13 protein-coding genes are annotated in these 12340 nt (G+C 34.8%); 10 read left to right on the plus strand and 3 right to left on the minus strand.

Annotation, left to right across the window (positions count from 1 at the left end; all coding sequences use genetic code 11):
* The first annotated feature begins 11 nt into the window (after positions 1-11).
* From ACNQGN_RS11455 to ACNQGN_RS11500, 10 genes are all read left to right on the plus strand, one after another.
* Positions 12-164: a lmo0937 family membrane protein gene (locus ACNQGN_RS11455; RefSeq protein ID WP_417987964.1), complete on the plus strand. Its 153-nt coding sequence runs from the start codon at positions 12-14 to the stop codon at positions 162-164.
* 36 nt (positions 165-200) lie between these two features.
* A complete protein-coding gene (locus ACNQGN_RS11460) occupies positions 201-533 on the plus strand; it encodes a YtxH domain-containing protein (protein ID WP_417987965.1) in 333 nt (110 codons plus the stop codon).
* Positions 534-587: 54 nt separating this feature from the next.
* Positions 588-935: a hypothetical protein gene (locus tag ACNQGN_RS11465; protein ID WP_417987966.1), complete on the plus strand. Its 348-nt coding sequence runs from the start codon at positions 588-590 to the stop codon at positions 933-935.
* Between the two features lies 1 nt (position 936).
* A complete protein-coding gene (locus tag ACNQGN_RS11470; protein ID WP_417987967.1) occupies positions 937-1275 on the plus strand; it encodes a hypothetical protein in 339 nt (112 codons plus the stop codon).
* A 173-nt stretch (positions 1276-1448) separates the two neighbouring features.
* Positions 1449-2522, plus strand: a complete 1074-nt coding sequence (locus tag ACNQGN_RS11475; protein WP_417987968.1) for a diguanylate cyclase — start codon at positions 1449-1451, stop codon at positions 2520-2522.
* A 401-nt stretch (positions 2523-2923) separates the two neighbouring features.
* A complete protein-coding gene (locus ACNQGN_RS11480) occupies positions 2924-4693 on the plus strand; it encodes an Ig-like domain-containing protein (RefSeq protein WP_417987969.1) in 1770 nt (589 codons plus the stop codon).
* Between the two features lie 93 nt (positions 4694-4786).
* Positions 4787-6817: an OmpA family protein gene (locus ACNQGN_RS11485; protein ID WP_417987970.1), complete on the plus strand. Its 2031-nt coding sequence runs from the start codon at positions 4787-4789 to the stop codon at positions 6815-6817.
* A 246-nt stretch (positions 6818-7063) separates the two neighbouring features.
* On the plus strand, positions 7064-7543 hold the full coding sequence (locus ACNQGN_RS11490; RefSeq protein ID WP_417987971.1) for a nuclear transport factor 2 family protein: 480 nt from the start codon (positions 7064-7066) through the stop codon (positions 7541-7543).
* Complete coding sequence (locus ACNQGN_RS11495; RefSeq protein ID WP_417987972.1) at positions 7533-7979, plus strand: DUF1572 family protein; 447 nt, start codon at positions 7533-7535, stop codon at positions 7977-7979. The genes ACNQGN_RS11490 and ACNQGN_RS11495 overlap by 11 nt, the downstream gene beginning before the upstream one ends.
* Positions 7980-8090: 111 nt before the next feature.
* Positions 8091-9179 carry an AI-2E family transporter gene (locus ACNQGN_RS11500; protein WP_417987973.1) on the plus strand — a complete coding sequence of 363 codons (1089 nt, stop codon included), beginning with the start codon at positions 8091-8093 and terminating at the stop codon, positions 9177-9179.
* A 1-nt stretch (position 9180) separates the two neighbouring features.
* On the opposite strand, the gene ACNQGN_RS11505 is transcribed toward ACNQGN_RS11500, so the two are convergent.
* The 3 genes from ACNQGN_RS11505 to ACNQGN_RS11515 all read right to left on the minus strand — a co-directional run bounded on the left by ACNQGN_RS11505 (position 9181) and on the right by ACNQGN_RS11515 (position 12237).
* A complete protein-coding gene (locus tag ACNQGN_RS11505) occupies positions 9181-10227 on the minus strand; it encodes an o-succinylbenzoate synthase (protein ID WP_417987974.1) in 1047 nt (348 codons plus the stop codon).
* A 14-nt stretch (positions 10228-10241) separates the two neighbouring features.
* The gene (locus ACNQGN_RS11510; protein ID WP_417987975.1) at positions 10242-11447 is read right to left on the minus strand and encodes a tetratricopeptide repeat protein; all 1206 of its coding nucleotides are present in this window, start codon (positions 11445-11447) and stop codon (positions 10242-10244) included.
* Between the two features lie 112 nt (positions 11448-11559).
* On the minus strand, positions 11560-12237 hold the full coding sequence (locus tag ACNQGN_RS11515; protein ID WP_417987976.1) for a metal-dependent hydrolase: 678 nt from the start codon (positions 12235-12237) through the stop codon (positions 11560-11562).
* Positions 12238-12340 lie beyond the last annotated feature (103 nt).

Raw genomic sequence — 12340 nt, forward strand, 5'->3', positions numbered from 1 at the left:
AATTAAAAATCATGAGCAACCTTCTTTACACCATCGCAGTTATTTTAGTTATCTTTTGGGCAATCGGATTCTTTGCATTCAGCTTAGGCTCAATCATTCACGTACTTCTTGTTATCGCAGTTATAGCAATACTATTTAGACTTATACAAGGTAGAGGCATTTAATAAAAAAAATAAATTACAACAATAAAATAAAAAATTATGAAAGCAGATAAAATAATATTAGGAGTTTTAGGTGGTCTTGCGGCAGGTGCAATATTAGGAATTATGTTAGCACCGGACAAAGGCGATAAAACGAGAAAAAGAATTATGGACAAAAGCAATGATTATGCCGATGAGTTAAAAGACAAATTGGACACCTTATTAGGCACCATTAATAAAAAATATGAAAAAATTTGGAATGAAGGTGAATCTTTAATTGCAGACGGAAAATCAAAGTTTTACGATGCAAAAAATGAAGGCGAAAATCTTATTGCAGAAGGAAAATCAAAATTTTACGATGCAAAAAACGAAATTAAAAATACAAGTATCTAATAAAGACACTTCACTATTAAAATTTCAATTCTAAGTACGATTAAAAATTATATTATGGACAACTTTACAGCATCAATAGAAACGCTTTTCGAAAGAGCCGAAGACTATACAAGAACAAGTGCAGAATTGGTTAAGCTAAATGCAATAGACAAATCAGCGGATGTTCTATCTTCCCTGCTCTCAAGATTAACCGTAGCTATTTTTGCTGTTATGTTTGTTCTACTATTAAATATTGGACTTTCCTTATGGATAGGAGAACTAATCGGAAAACCTTTTTTAGGCTTTTTTGTAGTTTCCAGTGTTTATTTAGTAATTTCAATTATACTATATTCTTTTAAAGACCCATGGATCAAAATTCCTATCAGTAATTTTATTATAACTAAACTGCTTAAAAAAAAATAGTATGAAAAAGATAAACCAAACAGATTTACTGAATGAAACTATACTCTATTTAGAAAATAAGCAGACTTTAGAATTATATGCTTTAAAAGAACAGTTTGAGTTAACGTATGAAAATTTAAAGCCTTTAAATATCATCAAAAGTGTTTTTACTGAAATGACTACCTCTCCTAACATAAAAGGAAACATAATCAATAATGTTGTCGGAATGGCAACCGGTTACCTAACAAAAAAAGTTTTGCTGGGATCAACCCATAATCCAATCAAAAGAATATTAGGAACACTGTTGCAATTTGTCATAACTAATGTTGCCACAAAAAATTCTGATACTTTAAAATCTTAAAATTCACACTCTTTTTAAATTAAATCCTGATACTAAATAATTTAGGTTATTTTTATATTCAGAACTGAAAACTATTAACCTTTGAAGTCAAAGTAATTAATAGATTTTCACAGTTGCGGTAATTTGTGTTTTTTTAAGATTTATTTTTTTTTAAACCCTTGAATTGAAAGCATATGGATGCAAGAATAAAAAAGGAAGAGTTGATAATTACAAATAAGGAACTTGTTTTTCAAAACAGAGAAAAAGAAAAACGAGCTGCTGAACTAATTATTGCCAACACGGAACTAGCCTTTCAAAACAAGGAAAAAGAAAAAAGAGCAGCTGAATTAAGTATTGCCAACACGGAACTGGCCTTCCAAAACAAAGAAAAAGAAAAAAGAGCAGCTGAATTAAGTATTGCCAATTCGGAACTTCTTTTCCAAAACGAGGAAAAAGAGAAAAGAGCTGCTGAATTAATTATTGCTAACTCTGAACTTGCTTTTCAAAACGAGGAAAAAGAGAAAAGAGCTGCTGAATTAAACATAGCTAATCGAGAGCTTGCTTTTCAAAACGAAGAGAAAGAAAAGCGTGCTGCTGAATTAATTATTGCTAATCGGGAGCTTGCTTTTCAAAACGAAGAGAAAGAAAAACGTGCTGCTGAATTAATTATCGCTAACAAGGAGCTTGCCTTTCAAAATGATGAAAAAGAAAAAAGAGCTATTGAATTGATTGTTGCGAATAGAGAACTTGCTTTTCAAAATCTGGAAAAAGAAGAACGTGCTAAAGAGCTAGCTATTGCAAACAAAAAACTTGCTTTCAAAAACGAAGAGAAAAGAATCCAGACTGCAGAACTAAATATTGTTAACAGAGAACTCGCCTTTCAAAACCAAGAAAAAGAAAAGCGTGCCGCCGAGTTACTAATGGCTAACAGAGAACTTCTATTTCAGAACGAAGAGAAAGAAAAACGTGCTGCAGAGTTACTAAAGGCAAATTTAGAACTTAAAAAAGCAGAAGAATATCAGAATGAATATATTAATGGTTTGGAGGAAATTATGTTTATGACTTCACATAAAGTAAGACAGCCAATTGCCAACATATTAGGATTGTCTTATCTGATAAACAATCAATTTGCAAATTCAAAAGATGAAATAAAAGAATCCCTGGATTATATCAAACAATCTGCTTTGATACTTGATATGTTTACAAAAGAGCTAACCCTATTCATTTTTAACTTGAGACAAAAAGGAAAAAAAAATAAATGTGCTTAATTAAAAGCATTTTTTATGTTTTTATCTATTAAAATAATACTATAAAATCGAGAACTTAAAAATCTCGATTTTTTTTGCTTCCATCCAAAAATAAGGGATGACGTTTTTAGTATGCCACTTCAATTTTAAGATGCCCTTTTTTTCTTCAATCGAAATACTATTATATTCATTTCTTCACAAACTTTTGTTTTTTTTCAACATTTTAGAGCCCATAATAATTGCTATAACATTTTGTTAACACAACTATATACATAACAATTTGATTACTAATGACATATAGAAATCATTAACATTTCAAATAAGTGAATCTTACAACTTCCATTTTTAATTATGTAACACTTCTTGCTAATAACAAAGCAATATTTGCTTTACAAAATACTTAATCCCCTAAAATCAATAAAATGAAAGCTAAAAATTTACTGTTAACCTTTGCAATACTGATTATTGCACTAATTTCTGGTTGCGCAAAAGACGATTTTGAAGAAATCGAAGGCGTATGTCCGGTTGTATCATCGACAATTCCTGCTAATGGCGCTTTAGGCGTTCCATTTAACCAGATAATCTCTGCAACTTTCAATGAAGAGATGGATGCAGCAACGATTAACCAATCTACTGTTATTGTTACAGAAGCTAGTGGAACAGCTGTTGCTGGTGCTGTCACCTATAGTGGAACAACAGTTACATTTACTCCAGCAAGCCCGCTTAGGCCTAATACAACGTACACTGCCAGAATTACAACAGGAGTAAAAGATGTAATGGGTAATGCACTTCAAACGGATTATGTTTGGACATTTGCTACTGGTATGATTATAGTGCCTGTCGTGATTAGTACAGATCCAACAAACAATGAAATAAACGTTGCTCTTAATAAAATCATTACCGCAACATTCAGTGTACCAATGGATCCTTTGACAATAAATAATTCAACCTTTACTGTAAAACAGGGAACGAACACGGTTGCCGGAGTAATTACTTATACCGGATCAACAGTAACATTTACTCCAACGAATCCATTAACAGCGAATACAATCTATACCATTACCATAACTAATGGAGCAAAAAGTCTACTACAAGGGACACCATTAGCTGGGAATTACCAGTCTAGTTTTACAACTGCCATTACTCCAACGGTAACTGCAACAGATCCTCTTGATAATGCTACAGGAGTTAACCTAAATAAAACACTTACTGCTGACTTTAGTCTTGCAATGGATCCTTTGACGATAAATGCAACTACTTTTACTTTGAAACAAGGAACAACAGTAATACCAGGTGTAGTTACGTACGTTGGGACTACTGCTTCATTTAATCCAGCTAGCCCTCTTATCTCAGGACTTGTCTATACTGCTACCATTACAACTGGAGCTAAAAGTGCATTAGGTATTCCTTTAGCGAACAACTATGTATGGGATTTCACAACAGTGAATGTTGCAATTGTTACTCCAGCTCCAGTAGCTGCTAACAATTTATTTTTCGGAGTTTTTGGAGGAAATGCCGGAATTACGAATCAAGGAATTTACACCGTAATTAATACTGTAAACAGTGGAAGAATAGGTACTACTGCGGCACCTACTTTGGTAACCGGGTTCCGTGATGGTAAAACAAATATCCCATACACCATAACAGGATCTAATGAAGGACTTGCTAAAGGCGGAATATATACGTCAGGGTCAGAAGCAACTCAAGGATTAATTGATGCAACTGCTGCTTATCTAAGCATTTCTCCGGCTTCAAAACCAGGAGGAGTTGATCCAGGAGCAGGTGAACTAGGTGGATTAACATTAGCTGAAGGTATCTATAAATCTGCAAGTGGAACTTTTAAGATAACAAATGGTGATTTAACTTTAGATGCTAAAGGAGATCCTAATGCAGTTTGGATTTTCCAAACAGCATCTGCTTTAACGGTAGGTGATTCAGCACCAAGCAGCGTTAAATTTTTAAACGGTGTAGGTAATCCTAAAAATGTATACTGGCATGTTGGTAGTACTGCAGTAATTAACTACGCAGGTGGTGGAACTATGGTAGGAATCATTATCGCTAATTCTGGAGTAACATTGTCCTCTCCCGCAAATAACACAAATACTACTGTTCAAACAGTATTAAATGGTAAGGCTATTTCATTAGTTTCTTCAGTTACTATGGTAAATACGATCATTAACGTACCTGAATAGGTATCTGATACAACATAGGTTTTACAACCAAACAATTTTATCCCGTCTTAGGGCGGGATTTATTAAAAAATGAAACAATCAAAATAAAAAAATATGAACATTAAAACTAATTTAAAAAAGGGATTACGCCAAGCTTGGTCCCCTAATAACTTACCCATCAAAAGTCTTTTAGTAGTATCTTTAACATGGTTAAGTGTTCAATCACCAGTTCAGGCACAAGAAGCACAAGCAATTAAATACACAAAACCTTCTTGGTTCTTTGGTGTTGCTGGTGGAGCTAATTTCAATTTTTACGAGGGTTCTACGCACCAGTTGAATGCTGGTTTTACGCCTCCGGCTACGTTTCATGAAGGAGATGGTGTTGGACTTTTCATAGCACCACTTTTAGAATACCGTCCTGCTGATTCAAGATGGGGTTTTATGCTACAAGCAGGATATGATAGCCGTAAAGGTTCTTTTGACCAAGTAAAAACAGCCTGTGATTGTCCAGCAGATTTGTCTACTGACCTAAGTTACATCACTGTCGAACCAAGCGTGCGCTTTGCTCCTTTCAAATCTAATTTTTATCTTTATGGAGGTCCACGTTTGGCTTTCAACTTAGACAAATCGTTCACTTATCAATTAGGTATCAATCCGGCATTTCCTGATCAGGCACCTAGTGCTGCTGTAACGGGGGAATTTAGTGAGATTGAAAAAACTATACTATCAATGCAAATTGGTGCAGGATATGATATTCCGCTTTCTTCAGATAGCAACAAGACACAGTTTGTATTGTCTCCTTTTGTTTCTTTTCAACCTTATTTTGGTCAAAATCCACGTTCAACAGAAACATGGAATATAACTACAATTAGAGCGGGAGTTGCACTTAAACTTGGACAAGGACGTAATATTCAAGAATCGACAGATGTTTTACCAGATCGCGAAGTTCAGTTTTCTGTAAATTCTCCTGCTAATACTCCTGGAGAAAGAAGAATGAGTGAAATATTCCCTCTTAGAAACTATGTATTCTTCAATACTGGATCTACGGAAATCCCAAATCGTTATGTTACACTAACGAAAGATCAGGTAAAAGACTTTAAAGAAGATCAGTTGGAAGTATTTGCTCCAAAAAACTTGTCAGATCGTTCCAAACGTCAAATGATTGTTTACTATAATGTGCTAAACATTCTTGGAGATCGTATGCAAAAAAATCCATCTTCAAGCATTACTTTGGTAGGTTCCTCTGAGAAAGGTCCTGCAGATGGTCTTGCAATGGCAGAATCGATCAAAACCTATTTGGTAAATGTATTTGCAATAAATCCTTCCAGAATTATAACAAAAGGTCAAGACAAACCTAACATCCCATCAGAACAACCTGGTGCGACATTAGAATTAGAATTGCTTCGTGAAGGAGATCGCAGAGTTTCTATCGAAAGTAATTCTCCAGATTTATTGATGGAATTTCAAAGTGGTCCTGACGCCCAATTGAAACCCGTACAAATTGTTCCGTTACAAGAAGCTCCCGTTGAAAGTTATGTTACCTTCAATAACAAAGGAGCCGGTGAAGCATTATCTTCATGGTCTTTACAAATAGCTGACGAACAAGGAAAAGTACAGTCTTTTGGACCTTATACTCAGGAAGAAGTTAGTATTCCTGGAAAATCAATTTTAGGTAACCGTCCAGAAGGGGATTACAAAGTGAAAATGATCGGTCAAACGAAAAGTGGTAAAATTGTTGAAAAAGAAACTCCAGTACATATGGTACTTTGGACTCCTGCAAAAATGGAAGAAGGGCTGAGATACAGTATTATTTATGAGTTTAATAAATCTAAAGCGATTAACATCTATGAAAAATACCTTACTGATGTAGTAGCTCCGAAAATTCCTGTTGGCGCAACAGTTATTATTCATGGCCATACGGATATTATTGGTGAAGAAGTTCACAATCAAGATTTATCACTTGCTCGTGCAAACGATGTGAAAAGCATTCTTCAAAATGGGTTGTCTAAAACGGACAGAAACGACGTGAAATTTGAAGTACTTGGATATGGTGAGGATGAAAACAAATCTCCTTTTGAAAACAAAACTCCAGAAGAACGTTTTTACAACCGTACAGTAGTAATTGATATTATTCCAGCTAAATAGGTCAAAATAATAAAGAATACATTTTTAATAAATAATTACAGAGGATAGAAACTTAAAAGTCTATCCTCTTTTTTTGTTTAAAATTTAAAATCCACAGCGATGAATACAAAGCAACGAATCAGAACTTTTCAGCACTACTGATTTGTCCAAATTAGGAATAAATGAAATTTATTTTTTCCATATAACTTTTTAAAACTTAAATTTTAACAAAAAAATTATTATTTTTACTATTCACTTTATGCATATATGACTCCAAACGAGAACACCCTTATCAAATTCTACACTGCTTTTGCGAATGCCGATGCGTCAACAATGTGCAAATGCTATCATCAAAAGATTCAGTTTCGGGATCCTGTGTTTGATTTATTAAAAGAAAATGATGTTTGTGAAATGTGGAAAATGCTGATAAAAAAAAGCAAGGGAAATATAAAAATTGAATTCTCAGAAATAAAAGCGGATGAATATATTGGTTCTGTTAAATGGACAGCCACGTATAACTTTAGCAAAACGAACAGAAAAGTTGTAAACGATATCCATGCTCAATTTCAGTTTAAAGATGGGTTAATTATCAAACATACCGATGATTTTGATATCTGGAGATGGTCTAAGCAGGCATTAGGAATTACAGGTTATTTATTTGGATGGACCGGCTATTTCCAAAAAAAAATACAACAAAAAGCACTACTTTCATTAAAGGAGTACAAACAAACAAAAGATGCTAGCTGACACTTTAAAAATGCTATTCAACCGAGACTTAAATCAGCTAAAAGTTGAAATTGGATTATACCAAAATGAAAATGACATTTGGAAAATCCAGGAAGGAATAACCAATTCAGCCGGTACTCTTTGTTTGCATTTAGTGGGAAATCTAAATACTTATATTGGCGCCGAATTTGGAAAAACCGGTTATGTCAGAAACAGAGCACTTGAATTTTCTATGAAGGATATTCCTAGAACAGCTTTAGTATCAAAAATCGAAGAAACCATTGTTGTCGTTAACAATGCATTAAACAACATATCGGAAGAAGAATTAAAAATGGAATTTCCAATTTTAGTTTTTGAAAACAAGACGTCAACCGAATTTATGCTGATTCATTTGACGACGCACCTAGCCTATCATCTGGGACAAATTAGCTACCACAGGCGTTTATTACAATCTTAAAACATTTGCATCACAAGCAATTTACTAGATCATTACACGTTTTAATTTATACTTTAATCGCAATTAAAAGTAAAGAAGAGTAAGAAATAACGGTTACAATAAACTATTTGTATGATACCATCTTCTAAGGCACCCGTTCCATTTCAATCCAGGAGAAAATACTCTGTTTTAGAAATTCTCCAGATCGTCGTGCTGGCTTCTCTAATTCTATATTTTGGCAGAACACTATTTATTCCGTTAAGCTTTGCATTACTCATTGGCTTTATTCTCTATCCAATTTGTAAATGGATGGAAAAAAAAGGGCTTGACAAGGGAATTGCAATTGTTATTTCCATTCTGGGAGTGACACTTTTGGCAGGGGCTATTGTTTATTTATTATTCGCACAGCTTTCAGAATTCCTTCAAGAATGGCAATCTTTGAGGGCCAAACTTACAGAAACAATAAATCAATTAAGCCTTTTTGTTACGGAACGATTTGACATTAGTACGGAAAAACAATTGGATTTTATCAACAATACGCTCAACAACTCCGGTTCACAAGCATTTTCAGTATTACGAAATACTGCTTATTCCGTATCTGAATCCTTATTTTTTCTATTAATGATTCCAGTTTTTTCGGCATTGATACTCTTTCATCGCCACCTGTTATCCAATGCGTTGTATGAACTTTTTCCTCCGGAGCGAAAAAACACTATTCACGAAATCCTTATTGAAACCATTCATGCCTATTACAATTTTATCAAAGGGATGCTATTAGTTTATTTAATAGTTGGACTATTAAACAGTATCGGACTACTGATTGTTGGGGTACCACACCCATTCCTATTTGGTTTTATAGCGTCAATCCTAACTTTCATCCCTTATGTTGGAATAATGATATCCTCGCTCTTACCCATTGCTGTTTCCTGGATTACTTATAATTCAATCTGGTATCCATTGGGCGTTATTGTGGTCTTTTCTATTGTTCAAGCACTGGAAGCTTATATTATATTTCCTTTTGCGGTAGGAAGTCGTTTGAAAATAAATACACTTGTCATCATTATTGTAGTAATTGCAGGGGGCATTTTATGGGGTGCTGCGGGAATGATTTTGTTTATTCCATTCATCAGTATCGTAAAATTGATTGCAGAGCGCACGCCAAGCCTAAAGACACTCTCCGTTTTATTGGGAGATGGCGAGCAAAAGAAACATACCAAATAATCTACTTCAAAAGGTCAAAATCAAACGTCCAATCCAACTCTTCTTTATACCACAATTGCCCTTCTAAAACTACCAGCGGGCAGTCAAAATTATTGGTATAAAGTGCGCCCGTTCCTAAACCCTGAGGCATCACATTATGCTGCAAAAAAGTCCATTGTGCAATGGCGTTCAATCCAATATTACTCTCCAAAGCAGAGGTAATCCACCAGCCGATTTTATACTTTTCAGCCAATATAATCCATTCTTGCGTACCTCTGAAACCACCCACAAAACTAGGTTTCAAAATGATGTATTGTGGTCTGATTTTTTGCAATAGCTGCTCTTTTTCACCTACCGTAAACACACCAATCAACTCTTCATCCAAAGCGATAGGGAAAGGAGTGGTTTTACAGAGCTCTGCCATACTGTCAGTATGATTTTTTTGTATCGGTTGCTCAATACTATGTAGTTTAAATTCAGATAATTGCGTTAATTTATGTAAAGCTAAATTTTCACTAAAAGAACCATTTGCATCAACACGAATTTCCACTTGTTCCGGACCAAAATATTCCCGAATAAATCGCAATAAACGCAGTTCTTTCTCGAAATCTATCGCTCCAATTTTAAGCTTAATACATCGAAAACCAGCCGCTAATTTCTCCTCGACTTGTCGCTTCATAAACGACTCCTCGCCCATCCAAACCAAACCATTTATCACAATGGATTTTGTTCCTTTTGTAAAGTCCGAAGGAAAGAGCAAAAAAGGAATTTTACTCTCCAAAGACAGGAAGGCCATCTCCACCCCAAATTGTATTGACGGAAACTCCAATAACGCTTCCCAAAGCTGCTCTTTCCCCAGATGGATATTAGCGCAAGTCCATTGTAATTTTTCCTCGTAATCAGGTCGGTCATCAACACTCAATCCACGAAGTATTCCGCATTCACCTATTCCTTTTTTACCGTCGTGTTTCAAGACAATAAACCAAGTTTCTTTTTCGGTTATTACCCCACGGGAAGTACCTGATGGCTGTTTAAAATTAAGAATGTATTTGTGGTATGTTGCTTTCAAAATAAAATTGATAATTATTGAAGTACTTTTAAAATCCTTTCAAAATCATTTGAAGAAATCCCTGCCTTTTTGAAAGTGACAAAATCCTGTTTTACTTTTTGAACCCAACTCAAACTATCAGTTACGTTTTGCGATTGATATTCTTTATAAACGGTTTTTGCCGACGCGTAATTATCATTCAGCAAATAAGCGTGCGCCAAATTCAGCTTTATCAACAACTCCGAATCATCAAGCTTCTCCCCTTCTTTCAGAAATTTAATGGCTTTTCCGTATTGTTTAGTCAAAATATAACTGCTCCCTATTGCATTGTAATCCAAAGCAGTTGCTTTTCCATCATTAATTATAGTTGTCAATTTTGCAATCACCTCACCTTGCTTTCCTTGCTTTGCCAATACAACGGATTGCTTACGCAAATCATCATAAACTTCTTTAGCAAGACTTGTCTCACCAAAACAACTATTGCCAAAATCTTTGAAAGCTTTAGAGCGCTCTACAGCCAATAATTTCTGAAACTCCTTAAACTTATACCTAGACTGAATTTTATCAAGAATACAAACACAAAAATCATCTGAATTGGTCATTTTTTGAGCCAAATTAGAGGTCTTACATTGATCAATGATTGACTTTCTGTTTTCAAGAGTCCAACCACGACTGAGTTTATTATCAACCCATGGCACAACTTCCAGAATTATTTTTTGATTCATAATCCAGTTTTTACTTTCAAAACCAAACCATAAATTCCCCGAATTAAATTTCATGCAAGACGATTTATCAACAGAGAGTCGTTTTGCATCTTTGCTAATTGGCTTATCCTGAACCAAACATGCATCGGCTGTTTTTCCGTTTTCTTTGTATTTTGCAGCCAAGTCCGCACTCGAGAAAACGGCATACTTACATTTATCATCTCCCGAAATCTTAGATAAAATAAAAACCGCTCCTGCCGAACCCTGACTGATTCCAGTAGGATCAGGAATAGCTTTTAAAACAGAAACCAAACTACCTGCCATTTGCTGATTTTTATCCAAAAGCGTTATCCTGTATACCACCTCAGTGGTTCCTTCAGGAAAATCTTGTGTTTTTAATACGATTCTATCCCTGGCGGAAACTGAAATTTCTTCAGTTGTTGCACGGGCTTTGTCCCAATAACCATCTTTTTGAGAAAAAACGGACTGGAATGAAACCGCCGCTAGCACTATTAAAATTATTTTTTGAATGTTCATTTTCCTGGTTAACATTTTTTAGTCCGAACGCCCATACAACTGCTTTTTACCAGTCTTTTTTAACCGATAAAAAATCATTATAAATAGCTGCCGGCACGCTCCAAATAAAAGTTTATAATTCGATAGAACTTCCTATCTCAAGCAACATTAAATCTTTTCCTTTGTTAAAAAATTTTCGAATGGCGTCTTCATGATCGATTTCGATATAACCAAAAGTATCGTAATGGTATCCTAAAATTTTATCGCAATCCAGGAAATCCGAAGCAACAATGGCGTCTTCAACATCCATGGTAAAATTATCTCCTATTGGCAGAATTGCCAAATCCAGCTTAGTGCGCATAGGAATAAGCTTCATATCCATAGTAAGGGCCGTATCTCCAGCGATGTATACATTTTTATGCTCGCCTTCAATAACGAAACCTCCGGGATTCCCTCCGTAACTTCCGTCAGGAAAAGAACTGGAATGACACGCATTTACGTATTTCAATTTTCCAAAGTCAAAATTCCAGCTACCGCCTTGATTCATGGGATGCGTTTGAAATCCTTTTTGACAATAATAACCTGCTATTTCAGCATTAGAAACAATAACCGCATTGGTTCGTTCAGCAATTGCTTCGACATCCAGGATATGATCTCCGTGTGCATGTGTCACTAAAATATAATCTGCCTGTAAGGTATCAATGTTAATATGTGCAGCATTTGGATTAGCAGAAATATAAGGATCTACAATTATGTTTTTTCCACCAACTGTTATTCCCAAAGAAGCATGACCGTAAAATGTTATTTTCATATGTGTTTTGTTTTATTTTTTTAATTCGACACCAATAGAGACCTGCTAAAGTTCTCTTTAGACACTTAAATCAGCAATGATACCTTTGTTAATTTTGTTTTTA

Source organism: Flavobacterium rhamnosi (assembly GCF_048286515.1).
Classification (GTDB): domain Bacteria; phylum Bacteroidota; class Bacteroidia; order Flavobacteriales; family Flavobacteriaceae; genus Flavobacterium.

Bases quoted from the DNA above. Each gene is read 5' to 3' on its own strand.
- ACNQGN_RS11490 (WP_417987971.1), top strand. From the start codon at position 7,064: ATGACTCCAAACGAGAACACCCTTATCAAATTCTACACTGCTTTTGCG.
- ACNQGN_RS11500 (WP_417987973.1), top strand. From the start codon at position 8,091: ATGATACCATCTTCTAAGGCACCCGTTCCATTTCAATCCAGGAGAAAA.
- ACNQGN_RS11480 (WP_417987969.1), top strand. From the start codon at position 2,924: ATGAAAGCTAAAAATTTACTGTTAACCTTTGCAATACTGATTATTGCA.
- ACNQGN_RS11515 (WP_417987976.1), bottom strand. From the start codon at position 12,237: ATGAAAATAACATTTTACGGTCATGCTTCTTTGGGAATAACAGTTGGT.
- ACNQGN_RS11475 (WP_417987968.1), top strand. From the start codon at position 1,449: ATGGATGCAAGAATAAAAAAGGAAGAGTTGATAATTACAAATAAGGAA.
- ACNQGN_RS11470 (WP_417987967.1), top strand. From the start codon at position 937: ATGAAAAAGATAAACCAAACAGATTTACTGAATGAAACTATACTCTAT.
- ACNQGN_RS11510 (WP_417987975.1), bottom strand. From the start codon at position 11,447: ATGAACATTCAAAAAATAATTTTAATAGTGCTAGCGGCGGTTTCATTC.
- ACNQGN_RS11455 (WP_417987964.1), top strand. From the start codon at position 12: ATGAGCAACCTTCTTTACACCATCGCAGTTATTTTAGTTATCTTTTGG.
- ACNQGN_RS11460 (WP_417987965.1), top strand. From the start codon at position 201: ATGAAAGCAGATAAAATAATATTAGGAGTTTTAGGTGGTCTTGCGGCA.
- ACNQGN_RS11485 (WP_417987970.1), top strand. From the start codon at position 4,787: ATGAACATTAAAACTAATTTAAAAAAGGGATTACGCCAAGCTTGGTCC.
- ACNQGN_RS11465 (WP_417987966.1), top strand. From the start codon at position 588: ATGGACAACTTTACAGCATCAATAGAAACGCTTTTCGAAAGAGCCGAA.
- ACNQGN_RS11495 (WP_417987972.1), top strand. From the start codon at position 7,533: ATGCTAGCTGACACTTTAAAAATGCTATTCAACCGAGACTTAAATCAG.